This window comes from Pseudomonas weihenstephanensis, assembly GCF_016812185.1.
In the GTDB taxonomy this organism is placed as follows: domain Bacteria; phylum Pseudomonadota; class Gammaproteobacteria; order Pseudomonadales; family Pseudomonadaceae; genus Aquipseudomonas; species Aquipseudomonas weihenstephanensis.
In genome coordinates this window covers 16,027-30,323 of sequence record NZ_JAAEBV010000010.1, presented here as the reverse complement: position 1 = coordinate 30,323, position 14,297 = coordinate 16,027, and the positions used below count along the sequence as shown (strand labels likewise).

Annotated in this window: 17 protein-coding genes; 5 read left to right on the top strand and 12 right to left on the bottom strand. The window is 59.1% G+C overall.

Annotated features, from left to right (window positions below):
* Positions 1 to 8: 8 nt before the first annotated feature.
* Both GYN01_RS21715 and GYN01_RS21710 read right to left on the bottom strand, forming a co-directional pair.
* Positions 9 to 785, bottom strand: coding sequence for a class II glutamine amidotransferase (locus tag GYN01_RS21715; protein ID WP_048366364.1), 777 nt, complete (start codon positions 783 to 785; stop codon positions 9 to 11).
* 35 nt (positions 786 to 820) lie between these two features.
* Positions 821 to 1,312, bottom strand: coding sequence for a hypothetical protein (locus GYN01_RS21710; RefSeq protein ID WP_048366392.1), 492 nt, complete (start codon positions 1,310 to 1,312; stop codon positions 821 to 823).
* Positions 1,313 to 1,412: 100 nt separating this feature from the next.
* Here GYN01_RS21710 and GYN01_RS21705 point away from each other — a divergent pair, with 100 nt between their 5' ends.
* On the top strand, positions 1,413 to 3,458 hold the full coding sequence (locus tag GYN01_RS21705) for a S9 family peptidase (RefSeq protein WP_203307765.1): 2,046 nt from the start codon (positions 1,413 to 1,415) through the stop codon (positions 3,456 to 3,458).
* 29 nt (positions 3,459 to 3,487) lie between these two features.
* Here GYN01_RS21705 and GYN01_RS21700 read toward each other — a convergent pair whose 3' ends face one another.
* Positions 3,488 to 3,781, bottom strand: a complete 294-nt coding sequence (locus GYN01_RS21700) for a hypothetical protein (RefSeq protein WP_048366366.1) — start codon at positions 3,779 to 3,781, stop codon at positions 3,488 to 3,490.
* 82 nt (positions 3,782 to 3,863) lie between these two features.
* Here GYN01_RS21700 and GYN01_RS21695 point away from each other — a divergent pair, with 82 nt between their 5' ends.
* From GYN01_RS21695 to GYN01_RS21680, 4 genes are all read left to right on the top strand, one after another.
* Complete coding sequence (locus GYN01_RS21695) at positions 3,864 to 4,550, top strand: spermidine synthase (protein WP_010656469.1); 687 nt, start codon at positions 3,864 to 3,866, stop codon at positions 4,548 to 4,550.
* A 52-nt stretch (positions 4,551 to 4,602) separates the two neighbouring features.
* Positions 4,603 to 4,977 carry a YajD family HNH nuclease gene (locus GYN01_RS21690; protein ID WP_048366367.1) on the top strand — a complete coding sequence of 125 codons (375 nt, stop codon included), beginning with the start codon at positions 4,603 to 4,605 and terminating at the stop codon, positions 4,975 to 4,977.
* 144 nt (positions 4,978 to 5,121) lie between these two features.
* Positions 5,122 to 5,589: an RNA methyltransferase gene (locus tag GYN01_RS21685; RefSeq protein WP_048366368.1), complete on the top strand. Its 468-nt coding sequence runs from the start codon at positions 5,122 to 5,124 to the stop codon at positions 5,587 to 5,589.
* Between the two features lie 79 nt (positions 5,590 to 5,668).
* Positions 5,669 to 6,004, top strand: a complete 336-nt coding sequence (locus tag GYN01_RS21680; RefSeq protein WP_048402529.1) for a YgaP family membrane protein — start codon at positions 5,669 to 5,671, stop codon at positions 6,002 to 6,004.
* A 192-nt stretch (positions 6,005 to 6,196) separates the two neighbouring features.
* Here GYN01_RS21680 and GYN01_RS21675 read toward each other — a convergent pair whose 3' ends face one another.
* The 9 genes from GYN01_RS21675 to GYN01_RS21635 form a co-directional block, all read right to left on the bottom strand.
* Positions 6,197 to 7,246, bottom strand: a complete 1,050-nt coding sequence (locus GYN01_RS21675; RefSeq protein WP_048402528.1) for an AI-2E family transporter — start codon at positions 7,244 to 7,246, stop codon at positions 6,197 to 6,199.
* Positions 7,247 to 7,319: 73 nt separating this feature from the next.
* On the bottom strand, positions 7,320 to 8,138 hold the full coding sequence (locus GYN01_RS21670; protein WP_048366371.1) for a DUF4892 domain-containing protein: 819 nt from the start codon (positions 8,136 to 8,138) through the stop codon (positions 7,320 to 7,322).
* A gap of 145 nt (positions 8,139 to 8,283) precedes the next feature.
* Positions 8,284 to 9,138, bottom strand: a complete 855-nt coding sequence (locus tag GYN01_RS21665) for an alpha/beta hydrolase (RefSeq protein ID WP_048366372.1) — start codon at positions 9,136 to 9,138, stop codon at positions 8,284 to 8,286.
* 12 nt (positions 9,139 to 9,150) lie between these two features.
* Positions 9,151 to 9,951, bottom strand: a complete 801-nt coding sequence (locus GYN01_RS21660; RefSeq protein ID WP_048402557.1) for an alpha/beta fold hydrolase — start codon at positions 9,949 to 9,951, stop codon at positions 9,151 to 9,153.
* Between the two features lie 111 nt (positions 9,952 to 10,062).
* A complete protein-coding gene (locus tag GYN01_RS21655; RefSeq protein WP_048366373.1) occupies positions 10,063 to 10,506 on the bottom strand; it encodes a hotdog fold thioesterase in 444 nt (147 codons plus the stop codon).
* Between the two features lie 22 nt (positions 10,507 to 10,528).
* Positions 10,529 to 12,202, bottom strand: coding sequence for an AMP-binding protein (locus GYN01_RS21650; RefSeq protein ID WP_048402526.1), 1,674 nt, complete (start codon positions 12,200 to 12,202; stop codon positions 10,529 to 10,531).
* A gap of 134 nt (positions 12,203 to 12,336) precedes the next feature.
* The gene (gene sixA, locus GYN01_RS21645) at positions 12,337 to 12,786 is read right to left on the bottom strand and encodes a phosphohistidine phosphatase SixA (protein ID WP_203307764.1); all 450 of its coding nucleotides are present in this window, start codon (positions 12,784 to 12,786) and stop codon (positions 12,337 to 12,339) included.
* The gene (locus GYN01_RS21640) at positions 12,783 to 13,112 is read right to left on the bottom strand and encodes a DUF4389 domain-containing protein (RefSeq protein WP_048402524.1); all 330 of its coding nucleotides are present in this window, start codon (positions 13,110 to 13,112) and stop codon (positions 12,783 to 12,785) included. The genes sixA and GYN01_RS21640 overlap by 4 nt, the downstream gene beginning before the upstream one ends.
* A gap of 19 nt (positions 13,113 to 13,131) precedes the next feature.
* Complete coding sequence (locus tag GYN01_RS21635; RefSeq protein ID WP_048402523.1) at positions 13,132 to 14,157, bottom strand: NAD(P)H-dependent glycerol-3-phosphate dehydrogenase; 1,026 nt, start codon at positions 14,155 to 14,157, stop codon at positions 13,132 to 13,134.
* Positions 14,158 to 14,297: the final 140 nt, after the last annotated feature.

Sequence of the window (14,297 nt, the reverse complement as noted above, 5' to 3'; positions counted from 1 at the left end):
GCCCTTCCTTATTCGGTTGTACCGCGGCTGACGCATTCGCCGCCTCGCCACAAGCTCCATTGCCCCGGTTCGTAGCGGGTCCAGGTTTCGTTTTCAGTCAACGGTTCGGTGGCAATCACGGTCACCACGTCAGCAGGCGTGGTTTCGGCCTGAAAGTCCACGATCACGTCGACATCTTTCAAGCGCGCCGGACCAAACGGCGCCCGCCGGGTGATGTGGGCCAGTTTGGTCGAGCAGTAGCAAAACAGCCAGTCACCATTGCTCAGCAAGCCATTGAACACGCCTTTAGTGCGGTATTGGGCGCAGGCTGCCACTAGCACGGGAAGCAATGTTTCGACGTCCACGGGTTCTGGAAACGCCTCGCGCACTCGATTGAGCAGATCACAAAAGGCCGCTTCGCTGTCGGTGTCGCCAATGGGCCGGTAAAAACTGACGCTCGGGCTGAAGTCCGCCAACTGCCCGTTGTGCGCAAAGCACCAGTTACGGCCCCACAACTCACGCACAAACGGATGGGTATTGGACAAGCACACCTGACCGACGTTGGCCTGGCGGATATGCCCAATCACCACTTCACTTTTGATCGGATAACGCTGCACCAACAAGGCGACTTCAGAATCGCAGCTGGCACCCGGGTCCTGGAACAGCCGCAGGCCACGCCCTTCATAGAAGGCGATGCCCCAGCCATCGCGGTGCGGGCCGGTACGCCCGCCGCGCTGCATCAGGCCGGTGAAACTGAACACAATGTCGGTCGGCACGTTGGCGCTCATGCCCAGTAATTCACACACGCTCGTACGCTCGCATTCAGGCTTGACGAAAAAGTTTACAGCCGTGGCTCAACCCGTGAGGAGCCAGCAGGCCGCGGTACAGCCGTATGGCCATAGCGATCATCGGCGGCGCCGAAAGGTTGATCGTCTTCGGGCTCGCTTTTGCGGGCCTCTTCATTTGCAGCCAGCCGAGCACGCCGCGCTTTGCTGGCGCGCTCGATCGGCCAGCGAATCAACACAAACACTGCGTACAGGCAAAACGCGATGATGGCGTACATCAACAAGTCGGACACCGCGCGCCAGGCGTTATTGCCCACCTTGAACGCGAGGTCGAGGGCTGTGATGGCGATCGCGGGGGCAAACTTTTCCTTAACCGGGTCAATGATGGTCGCGCTGAACAACAGCACGGCCATTAATATACGCAGGGGTTCACGCAGCCAGCGCCACATGAAGCGGGTCAGGCGGCACCACACGAGCAGGCAGCCCAAAGCGGCAAAGGCGTAAAGGCCCCAAGCGAGCAGATAGTCGTTCTCGGTCATGGTATCCATGGTCGGCAGGCAATGAGGCGCTATGATAACGGCTTTTGACAAGGGCGGCTGCACCGCCGTCAGCACGACTTCTTTTCATGCAGGTTTGTGAGAACACTTAATGACCGAATCAGCCCACGCAAACAGCGCTCCTATCGCACCTACCGTAGAGGGTCCTGACCCGTATGTATGGTTACAAAATCGCGACAGCAAAGAGGTTTTTGACTATCTGAAAGCGGAAAACAGTTATCAGGAGGCGCAGTTGGCCGATCAGGCTGAACGGCGTGAAGCCCTGTTTCAAGAGATCAAAGGCCGTATTCGCGAAACTGATTTGTCGCTGCCCTCGCCTTGGGGACCTTTCCTGTATTACACCCGCACCGTGGCCGGTGATGAGTACCCGCGACACTTGCGCTGCCCGCGCCCGGCCGATGACAACCAGCAGGTTGACGAGCGTGCCGAGCAATTGCTGCTCGACCCGAACGCCTTGGCCGACGGCGGTTTTATTTCACTGGGTGCGTTCAGCATCAGCCCGGACCATCAGCGCCTCGCGTATAGCCTGGACATCAACGGCGAAGAAGTTTTCCGGTTATTCATCAAAGAGCTGAGCACCGGTGTGGTCACCGAACTGCCGTTTGACGACTGTGATGGCAGCATGACGTGGGCCAATGACAGCCAGACGCTGTTTTTTGCCGAACTGGATGACACTCACCGCCCGCACAAACTGATGCGCCATACGCTGGGCGAGTCGGGGGCTCATGAAGTGTTTCATGAGCCGGACGGGCGATTCTTCCTGCATTGCTATCGCTCAAGTTCCGAACGCCAACTCATCCTGCTGCTCAGCAGCAAAACCACCAGTGAAAGCTGGGTGCTGGATGCGCATCAGCCAACAGGCCCGTTCACGTGCCTGGCACCCAGGGTTGAAGACCACGATTACAGCGTCGATCACGGGCTTTACCAAGGCACTTGGACCTGGTTCATTCGCACCAATCAGGACGGCATCAACTTTGCCCTGTACTGCGCCGCAGGTGATGTGCCGACCCGTAATGAGTGGAGGCTGCTGATCGCCCATGACGACAAGGTGATGCTGGAGGGCCTGACCCTGAATGCAAACGCCTTGTGCTTGAGTCTGCGCGAAGGCGGACTGCCAATCATCGAGATTCGCCCTGCGGGTTTGGCGCCGTATCGCGTTCAACTGCCGGACGCCGCCTACAGCCTGTATGTACAAGACAGTCTTGAGTTCGACAGCCCTTGCATTCGTCTGCGCTACGAAGCGCTGAATCGCCCGGCGCAAGTGCGCCAGCTGACCTTGTCCAACGGCGAACAACGGGTGCTCAAAGAAACACCCGTACTCGGGCCGTTCAATGCCGATGATTATGTTAGCCAGCGTCTATGGGCCACGGCGCCCGATGGCACGCAGGTGCCGATCAGCCTGGTGGTCAAGCGCAGTGCTCTGGGCCAACCCACTCCCTTGTATTTGTATGGCTACGGGGCCTATGGCGAAAGTCTGGACCCGTGGTTTTCGCACTCGCGCCTCAGCTTGCTCGACCGCGGCGTGGCCTTTGCCATCGCCCATGTGCGCGGCGGCGGTGAGTTGGGTGAAGCCTGGTATCGCGCCGGTAAACAGGCACACAAACACCACACGTTCAGCGACTTCATCGCCTGCGCCGAACATTTGATTGCCCACGGGCTGACCGACGCCGGGCAACTGGTGATCAGCGGCGCCAGCGCGGGGGGCCTGTTGATTGGCGCCGTGCTCAATCAACGCCCAGAACTGTTCAAGGCGGCGATTGCTGAAGTGCCGTTCGTCGATGTACTGAACACCATGCTCGACCCCGAGCTGCCGCTGACCGTCACCGAGTATGACGAATGGGGCAATCCGCAAGAGCCACAGGTGTATGCCCGGATAAAAGCCTATGCGCCGTACGAAAATGTACGCGCTCAGGCCTACCCGGCGATGCTGGTGATTGCGGGCTACAACGACAGCCGCGTGCAGTATTGGGAAGCGGCCAAGTGGGTCGCCAAACTGCGCGTCACCAAGACTGACAACAACCTGTTACTGCTCAAGACCGAACTGGACGCCGGTCATGGCGGCATGAGCGGGCGCTATCAAGCCCTGCGCGATGTGGCGCTGGAGTATGCCTTTGTGTTCAAGGTGCTGGGCCTGTAGGGGCGCGCCTGTACCTGCAATCAAGCCCTTTACTCTGCCGGGGGTTTGGCCTTGGGGTCTTTGACCTCAAGCCCCGGCAGTGGCTGGTCTTTGGGCGGCTGGGGCAAGTCGATGGGTGGCAGCGGGATCAAACTGCCACCTCCGGCAACCGGCTTGCGCACGGCCTTGGGGGTAATCTGCGGGTACGGGGTGGGCGTCGCCGTGCCGGGTGAACCCGGCGCCGCAGTCACAGGCACCACCGGCACAGGCGTCAGCTCTGCTGCCTGTGCCGCACTTATCGGGAGCGCAGCCCACACAATGGCCGTTAGAATAGTGCGTTTCATCAATCACTCCGTTGCCAGACCGGCTTGTCTGCCCTCAGGCTACTCGTAACCTGCGGTTTTTGTCCCCTTCTATGAGATATCCATGAAACGTTTTGTTTTGCTCGACACCACTCCGATCCCCGAAAACGGCGGCGCCTTGTGCCTGTTCGAGTATGGCGAGGACTTCGTGATCAAGATCCAGGGCGGCGACGGGGGGCAATTGATGAACACCCGCATGCACGGCTCTGAAGATGCGCTGGCCGAAATCCCGTGCCGCAAGGTCGCCGGTCGTCCGCAGTCACGGGTGCTGATTGGCGGACTGGGTATGGGTTTCACCTTGGCTTCGGCGCTCAAACACTTGGGCAAAACTGCCGAAGTGGTGGTGGCCGAGCTGGTGCCGGGGGTTGTTGAATGGAACCGCGGGCCGCTGGGAGAAAAGTCCGGCAATCCTTTGCAAGACCCGCGCACCGTCATCCGCATGGAAGACGTGGCCAAAGTGTTGCAGGCCGAGCCCAATGGCTTCGACGCGATTATGCTGGATGTCGACAACGGCCCCGAAGGCTTGACCCAAAAAGCCAACAGCTGGTTGTATTCAGCCGGTGGCCTGAGCGCCTGCGCCAAAGCCTTGCGCCCTAAAGGCGTGCTGGCGGTGTGGTCGGCCAGTGCCGACAAACAATTTAGCGACAAGCTGCGCAAGGCCGGTTTCAAGGCTGAAGAAGTGCAGGTATTTGCCCACGGCAACAAGGGCACGCGGCACACAATCTGGATTGCTGAAAAAATCAAAGGCTGATCAACAGCTAAACTTAACGACCTGACCGTCATTCGTCCTGAAAGGTAACCCCATGAGTTCGGCCAACCCTCCCTCCCATACCGCGAAGCTGGATCGCATCCTGGCCGATGCCCAGCGTGACCGTGAAATGGGCTACCGCGACAAAGCCCTGAAAATGTACCCGCACGTGTGCGGTCGTTGCGCCCGTGAGTTTGCGGGCAAGCGCCTGAGTGAACTGACTGTTCACCACCGCGACCACAACCATGACAACAACCCGCAAGACGGTTCCAACTGGGAGCTGTTGTGCCTGTACTGCCATGACAACGAACACTCGCGCTACACCGACCAGCAATACTTCTCGGACAGCTCCACCAGCAGCCCGAAAGTCGCCAAGGCCACTCATAACCCGTTCGCGGCACTCGCCGGCTTGATGAAAAAAGACGAGTAAGACGGCTTGCCCCGCAGCCACTGGCGCAGGCGACGTCCAAATCCGGGCCGCGGGGTGTGTGGGCGAACGCACCCTGCGCCAGCGGCTACGGCTATGCAGTAACAGGGGGTATACTCGCGTCTTTTTTCTGAAGGGCTCGGGCACGTGGCGAACAAACGGTACAGCTGCATTGGTTTGTATAACCCCAAATCACCGGAAAACGTCGGCTCGGTGATGCGTGCGGCTGGTTGCTACAACGTGGCCTCGGTGTTTTACACCGGCAAACGGTACGAACGTGCCCGCGACTTCATCACGGACACCAAAAAGGTGCATCAGGACATTCCGTTGATCGGCATTGATGACCTGAAAAAAATCCTGCCGCTGGGCTGCATTCCGGTCGCGGTTGAGCTGGTCGAGGGCGCACGCTCCCTGCCTGAGTACACGCACCCGGATCGCGCGCTGTACATTTTTGGCCCCGAAGACGGCTCACTGGACAAAGAGATTCTGGACTGGTGCGAGGATGTGATTTACATCCCGACCAACGGTTGCATGAACCTTGCGGCCACCGTCAACGTGGTGCTTTACGACCGTTTGGCCAAGGGCAACAACACCCGTTCCGGCCCCCAGTTCTAACCCTCGCCCACCATTGAATGGAACAACCCGCCCTCCCCGGCAGTCAGCTCTGTATCCACCTATCCCTTGGAGACAGAGCATGAGCAACAGACAACCTGTAGAGCGCATTGAATCCACTTCGTACGAAGACGTGCCTTATCAAAACGTAGAGGGCTGGGAGCGCGTTGGCTCGCTGGCAGGCGGCGTGGTGATGCTGGGCAAAGGCATTCGCCGTGGCGGCTTTATCGGCTTGATCCAGGTGGGCATTGGTGCGATGGCGCTCAAGCGCGGCATTACGGGCCACAGCTCGACCAAACGCCTGCTGGAAAAGAGCCGCCAGCAATTGCACAGCGTGCGTTCGGACATCGAGCAGGCGGGTGACGAATTACTGCGAATGAAAGATGAAGTTGAAGCCAGGGTTGTGAAAAACACCTGATACGTACCTGGCTGCACCTGCGATTAGCGGCGCTATGTGCAGTCATTGAGCAGTGATGTGAGGCTGCGATCCGCGGTGAAACCATCATAAACCATTCAACCCGGTGCTTTCGTCACACCGCAATCACCGGGTTTACGGCCGCTTTGCAACCCATCCCCCTTCCTGCCTCAACAGCAACTACAGCGTTTGGCCTCAGACTTTGTCTTTGTTCTGCTGGCTCGCGCTCCAGTCCACCAGCAGGCTGTAAGCCAGCGCCAGCAACGTCGGACCGATGAAAAGACCGATAAAGCCAAAGGCAATCAAGCCACCAAACACGCCGAGCAACACAATCACCAAGGGCAAGTTGCCGCCCCGGCTGATCAAATAAGGTTTGAGCACGTTGTCCACGCCACTGATGATCAGCGTGCCCCAAATTCCGAGAAAAATCGCCAGCCCGTAATCACCCTTCCAGGCCAGCCATGCCGTGGCCGGAATCCAGATCAACGGCGGTCCCATCGGGATAAGACTTAGCAGAAAAGTCGCCACCCCCAGCACCAGTGCGCCCGGTACACCGGCAATCAAGAAGCCGATCAGCGCCAGCACCGCCTGCGCCGCTGCCGTGCCGATCACACCGTTGACCACTCGCTGAATGGTGCCGGCCACCAGATCCTGATAGTAGGAGGCGCGCTCGCCGATCAAGCGTTCAAGCAAGCGATGCACGAACATCGCCAAACGCGGGCCATCACGGTAGAAAAAGAACACAAACACGATACTCAGTGTCAGCTCCAGAATGCCGCCGCCGATCTGTGCACTGCGGGCCAATAGCCAGTTGCCGACCTGCCCCAAGTACGGCTTGACGGCCACGATCAGCGCCGCGCCCTGCTCATCGATGGTGTCCCAAATACCCACCAGGCGCTCACCGATTAACGGAATACCCGCCAGCCAACCAGGCGCCTGCGGCAAACCTTCAAGCTGAACATCCTTGACGAAGGTCGTGGCGTCGCGCACGTGATCCGCCAGGTTGAAGCCCAGCCACACCAGCGGGCCTGCCACCAGCAGCATCCAGCCCAAAGTCAGAATGCCCGCTGCCAGCGACTCACGGCCATTGAGCCAGCGCGTCAGCAAGCGCATTAAAGGCCAACTGGCAAACGCCAGCACCGCCCCCCAGAACAGCGCCGACCAAAAAGGCGCCATCACCCACAGACTGGCACCGAACAACACCAGCAGCAGGATCTGCACCAGCAGGCGATCGTTATTGAGCATGTGTGTTCCACAGAAAATTCATAGGCAAAAAAAGACGACGGCTACGCAGAGTGTAGCCGTCGCAGACAAGCGTTTAACGGAGCAGTTCGACCCGCAGCCCTTGGACCGGGTTCTCGCCCAGCTCAATGCGCGCAGCCCTTACACCGCTCTTGATCAGACCGTCGCGCCATGCGGCGGCGTGAACACCGCTCAGGCTGACCCTGGAGGTTGCATCCAGGTTCAATGCGCGACTGATCAAGCTGAGCCACTGTGCATCAGGTTCTGCCGTGAGCGCAGGGAAATCCAGCTCGCCCGTGCTTTTTAACTGGCGCTGCAAGGTGGCTGAGGTGGGCAGTAATTGGCCCAGATCGCCATTGGCCTGAAGCTGCTCGACATGCAGGTAGGCTTTGCGGTTGCCACGCGTGATGCCATACAACGCGACCAACTGATTTTGCTCGGGCGCCGCCAGGCGGATCAACAGGAAGGACTGCTCACCGTCGGCGCCCACCAGCTTGGAGTTACCAAAAATCTCATTTGCCCACAGGCTGCTTTCGCCACAATCACGGGCCTGGCACCAGAACAACAACTGCGCGTCTTGGGCTTGCAGGGCTTCACGCGCAGCCGTAAAGGCTTCGGTGGCCGAGTGCTCAGCGGGTAATTCGTAGGTGATCGCCGTGGTTTGGCCACGGGCATTGACCTGCCCTTCAAAACGCAGCCGACCGCTGATTTTTCGAATGGCGCCCATCGGGTAGATGCGCTCGACATCGGGCTTGACGGTGTAATCGACAATTTGCGCGTCCGCCAGCCGTGGCACGTCTCGCAAGTCATGACTGCCGGGCACGTCAGCCGCCCACAGCAGAGGGCTGAGGCAGCTCAGGCCCAGCGCACAGATAAAACGATTGGTCGGCTTCATCGGCACGCGTCACCCGCAGGTGAGGTGTGTTTGAGCCTGCTCACGATAGAGACCGGGTGGCCTTCCGAGGTCGCAGCGGTGTAGAGATCTATCATGGTTGTCTCCCATTTCAACCCGCCAAGCCTCGGCAGTTGGCCGCCGCAAGTCAAGGAGCGGCGAAGAACCGATTGAAACAGTCTGCAACAAGGATTGCCCCCGCGTCGTCATTGACGTGTAAATGATGGCCGCCGGGTAACCGTTCCAGCGTAAAGGGTAGCCTATCCAGCAACGTCGGATGGGCGGTCAACATCCCGTCCTCAGCGACCACTAACGTGGTGGGACAACTGACACGCTGTACGAATGACATGGCCTGTTCATCGGTAAGACGCAGCGGGGACGGCAACGTCAAGCGGCTGTCACTGCGCCAGCTGTAACCCCCCGGCACCGGCATCAAGCCGCGCTGGGCCAACAATTGCGCAGCCTCACGGCTGACCGCGACCATGCCTTTCATGCGCGCCTCGACGCCTCCCTCCAGGGTTTTGTGCACCGTTTTGCGTTTGTGCGTGAGTGCCAATTGGGCCTCAAGCGCCTGCCCCATGCGCTCGGCCGTGCCATGTTCAGACCCCATGTGCGGCATGACGCCATCAATGAGCGCCATTCGGGTGATCCGCTGCGGGCATGACCCGGCCACGATCACTGAAACAATCGCCCCCAGCGAGTGCCCTAACAGCGCAAAACGCTCCCAGCCCAGTTGTTCAGCCACGCTGAGCACATCAAAAGCGTAGTCCCACAGCGAGTAACCCACGCCCTGCGGCCTGTGCGCAGAGTGACCATGTCCTGCCAGATCAAGTGCAACGATGCGCAGGCCCTTGAGCCTGGGTGCCAGCCGCGCAAAGCTGTTGGCGTTGTCCAGCCAGCCATGCAACGCGATCACGGGCAGGCCGTCTTCAGGGCCAAACACGTGCGCGGCAAGCTCGATGTGGGGCAGGCTCAGACGAATTTCTTCAACCACTGGATTCATGCAGAGTGCTCTTCAGAGACCGGGATGACGAAGTTCCCAGCGGGTAAAAATGTCTTTCAGCAGGCTGGCGGTGTCTTGGGGCTGTTCCAGCGGGAACATGTGGCCACCCGGCACGCTTAACGCCTCCCCCAGGGGCAGGCGTGCGACGGCGTTGGCATGATGGCGCATCACCACCCGACTGTCGCGCCCACGCACTATGGTCAGCGGTACTTGCAACTGCTTGATCAACCCCGGACTGGTATGCGGCACGCCCCGGTAGATGTCAATTTCGGTGGCCGGGTCGAAGCTTAACCGCAGACGATCATCCATCGCGCACAACCCATGCTCCAGATACGCCTCAAAGCAGTCCGGGTCAAAGCTGCGAAACAACGACTTACCCGCAAAATAAGCCCGGGCGGCGTCACGGTCTGCAAACTCTTCGCGCCGTCCCAGTGTGCGCCCGGCCGGCGTCAGGCGATCAATCAGGCCAAAACGCTTGGCCGCGCGAATCACCCATTGATCGGTGCGCGTCAACACAGGTGAGTCGAGCATCACGACCCCACGGTAGAGATGCGGGCAGCGTATGGCCGCATGCAAGTGCAACATTCCGCCCAATGAATGGCCGACGCCCAATACGGGTTCGTCTTGTTGTTGCAGGTGGTAAATCAGTTCGTCGACCAGGTTGCGCCAGTTGTTGTCCACCGGAAAGCGCGGGTCGTGCCCATGCTGCGACAAATGGGCGACGCGAAAGTCAGGCGACAGCGAGGCAAATAATTTGCCGTAGGTGGCCGAAGGGAAGCCGTTGGCATGGGCGAAAAAAATCTGCCGGGACATACAAGGCATCCAGTTGAAAAGGGTGGCCTTATTGTCAGTAGGATTTTTCCCAACATCAATGACCGTATACGCCATCCAGGACGCCAGTACGGCCATTGCTTGCCCCTTTGGTCAGCGCACAGGCGGGGTATCACCCAGCGCGACCACGGCAATGGTCAGTCGGGAAATGCAGTTGAGTTTGCCGTTTTCATCCGTCAGGCGGATGTCCCACACATGGGTTGTACGCCCGATATGCACCGCACGCGCAACAGCACTCACTCGCCCGCTGCGTACCCCACGCAAGTGATTGGCGTTGACCTCAAGGCCGACGCAGTAGAACTTTTGCTGATCAATGCACAGATAGCTGGCCATCGACCCCAAGGTCTCGGCCAACACGACAGAGGCGCCACCATGCAATAAGCCAAAGGGCTGATGCGTGCGGTGATCGACCACCATGCTTGCCGTGATGGAGGTGTCATCGAAGGCATCAAAGGTGATGTCCAGCACATCGCAAATGGTATTTTTGCGCTGTGAATTGAGGTACGCCAGGTCGGGCGTGGTGGTCCACAAGCTCATGGGTCAGTCCTTGGAGAGTGAATTAGTTACCGTCTTGCCACTGGACGGCTCGACTGTCTGCGCCCCACCGTTCAAACCATTCGCTGTAGGTGTCTTCAATCACTGTGCGTTTGATCTTCAAGGTGGGGGTTAAAAAACCGTTGTCCGTGCCCCAACTATCTTTCACTACCACCAGGCTGCGCAACTGTTCGTGTTTGTCCAGGCCCGCATTGACCGCATGCAACAACGTTTCCAGGCTGCCTTGCAGGCTGGCGCGCGCCACTGTTGCAGCCTCCTCCCGGCCCCGCTCGGACAACACGCAAAGCCCCAACGGCCCCGCCAGACCATCGCCTACCACGCACACCTGTTCAATTTTTGCGTGCGCGGCAAGCTTGCCTTCAATCGGCCCTGGCGCGACGTATTTGCCTTTACTGGTTTTGAAGATCTCTTTGATTCGCCCCCGCAGCCGCAAATGCCCCAAGGTGTCTTGCTCACCTTTGTCGCCGGTGCGCAAATAGCCATCACGGGTAAACGCTTCGCGGGTCAATTGCGGGTTTTTGAAGTAGCCCATCATGAGCGCCGGACTGCGCATTTGCACTTCACCTTCAGGATCGATCCGCACCTCCACGCCCTCGCAATGTCGGCCTATCCAGCCCGGCTTATGCTGGCCCACGCGGCACACATGGGAATAGCCGCAGTTTTCGGTCATGCCATAAATTTCGACCACTTCAAGGCCCAGGCGCCGATACCACAGCATCAACGCCTGGGGTACGGTCGACGCACCGATATAACCCATACGCACCGCGTCCAGCCCCAAAGCGTGCAGGATGTGGCGTGCCACCCGCTGACGCACCATTGGCACGCTCAACAACAGGCTCAGCCGACGCTCGCCCATGCGGCTGTAGACCGCCTGTTGAAATTTGCTCCAGATCCGCGGCACGCCTAAAAACACAGTCGGGCGGGCGCGCTGCATATCGAGGGCAAAAGTCTCCAACGATTGAGAGAAATAAATGCAGTGCCCTGCATAGAACGATGCAAGCTCAACGAACAGCCGCTCAGCCACATGGCACAAGGGCAAGTAAGAGATCACCCGGTCATGGTCATGCAGCCCCAACATGTGCGTGGCATGACTGGCGGCGTAACCCAGCGCGCCGAAGTTGTGCATGACACCTTTGGGCTCGCCAGTGGTCCCTGAGGTGTAAATCACAGTCGCCAGTTGCTCGGCCGCAGGCGTGGGCGAGTCGGTGATGGGGGGACAGGCCTGGAGGTCGTCCCAATTGAAGTCAAAACTGTCGAGTGGCGCCTGCGGCAAGCTGACCGTCACCCGCTCAGGCGTGATGCCCTCAACCATGTGCGACCAGTCATCCAGTTTGCCGACAAACACCAGCACGCTTTCAGAATGCTCCAGTACGTGGGCCACCGAGGCAGCTGTAAGGTTGGGATACAGCGGCACCGTCACATGCCCGGCCATCCAGATCGCCAGATCGGTGATCAGCCAATGGGCGTCATTTTTCGAAATCAGGGCGATATGACTGCCGGGGGCAAGGTTCTGATTGCGTAACCACTGTGCGACCCGCCGGGCTTGCTGCCCCACTTCATACCAGTTGAAGGCGTGCACGCGCCCATCGCTCGACGGTTGAATCATGTAGGTTTTTTGTGGATGACGCCTTTCACGTTCGTAAAAGGCTTGCAGGGGTAAGCATGTTGCGCTGGACATGGCGGCCTCCTTGGCTCATGGCGGATATCCGGACTCCTTGATGAGTCCTGACCGGGCCGACTCCTTCGGCCACACGCAATGAATGTAGAGCACGCGTTGAAACTTGCTGTTAAACCGTCACACCGCCCGGCAGGTTACGGATGCCGGACCGTGCGCAGGTGCATGCAGCCAGCCAGCGCCCCGTCGCCCTCAAGCTGCGCCAGACTGGCGGTCTGCATGGGCTGAGGACGGCGGTCATGGCCGTATTGCAGCAGGCTGATCAACTCGCCCACAAAAGGCTGATGGCTGACCAGTAGCACATTACCGTTGTCAGGGAGTTGATTGAGGGCGTGAGCAGGATCGCTCTCGGGCGTCAACCAGGCCACAGTCTTGAGTGCTGGAGTGAACCCCAAAACCTTGCGCACGATTTCGGCTGTTTGCTGCGCCCTGACGTAAGGACTGACCAATATCGTGTCGATGGACTGGCCGATCAAATGGGCCGCTGCCTGGCGCACTTGCTCACGGCCGTGCTCAGTTAAATTTCGCTGCGCATCAGAGCAGGCGTGGGGCTCGGCTTCGCCGTGGCGCAAAATCCACAGTTTCATGGCTGCTTGGTTTCGCGCACGGGTTCTGCATAAGGCGCTTCACCTTCCGGGGTGCGTGGCGCTGGCCAATCAGCAAATGGCCAGGGTTTTTGGTCCGTGTGAAAACTGCCAAAACGACCGATTTGCGCCAGATACACGCTCAAGCTGTCGCCAAAATTCATCAAGCCACCATTAGGGGCGCCATAGATCAGGCGGTAGATCAATTGCACCAGCACCAACCCGCCGAGCACGAGTTGCGCAACTTGCCAGATCATTAAAAAAGTCAGCATCCACAGCACGCGCAAAATGATGGACTCGTACTGGGGTGCGTTTGAGGTGTCACGCATGGGGCGGCTCCTGTTGTGTTCAGTTAAAACCACTGGTGGAAATAAAGTCGACGTCGGTTTTGGGTTCGGCACGCATCAGCAATTCAATCACCTGGTTCAGGGTGCGGCCCTCAAAAAGGATAGCGTGCAGGCCCGCCACCAACGGCATGTAGACGTTGAGCTCCTGCGCTTTGACCTTGAGCACTTTGAGCGTGTTGACACCTTCTGCCACCTCGCCCAAACGTGAGACCGCCTCTTCCAGGCTAAGCCCTTCACCCAACGCAAAACCGACTTGATAGTTGCGGCTTTTAGGGGAGGAACAGGTGACGATCAGGTCGCCGACACCGGCCAGCCCCAGAAAAGTCATCGGGTTGGCGCCCTGACTGACAGCAAATCGAGTCATCTCTGCCAGTGCTCGGGTAATCAGCATGCTTTTGGTGTTTTCACCCATGCCCAGCGCCACGGCCATGCCGGCAATAATCGCATAGACGTTTTTAAGCGCCCCGCCCAGCTCTACGCCAAAACGGTCCGCGCTGGCGTACACGCGAAACGTACGACCGTGCAGCACCTCTTGAACCCGCAAGCAAAGTGCTTCGTCGGCACTGGCGATCACCGTGGCGGTCAGCGCGTGCTCAGCCACTTCCCGCGCCAGGTTGGGACCGGACAAAACGCCAATCCGCGCCTGAGGGGCGATGTCTTCAAGGATTTCACTCATCAGCTTGAAGCTGTGGGCTTCGATGCCTTTGGTCAGGCTGACCAGCATTTTGCCGCTCAAGCGCTCGGCATGGACCGCCAACACCGCGCGCAAGGCACTGGACGGCAATGCGACGAAACACAAATCACAGTTATCAAGCGTGGCTTGCAGGTCGGTGACCGGCTCTACACCCGGATGAATTTTGATGCCTTTAAGGTAGCGAGGGTTTTCACGGTTAAGGCGAATGGCCTCTGCCTGCTGCGGATCGCGCATCCACTGACGTACGTGATGGCCATTTTCGGCCAACAGGTTGGCCACCGCAGTGCCAAAGCTCCCGCCTCCCAAGACCGCAATAGCGCGCTGTTCTGTCATATGCAATCCCGTCATCCATCTAGCAGTGGCAATGGCGGCATTATACGGAGCACACTCTTGGCGACCAGCCCCCCGTGCAGCGACCTGCGGCAACTGAGCCCGCGCAAAATGCATGGCTTTGGCTGGAAAACGGCTTCAGC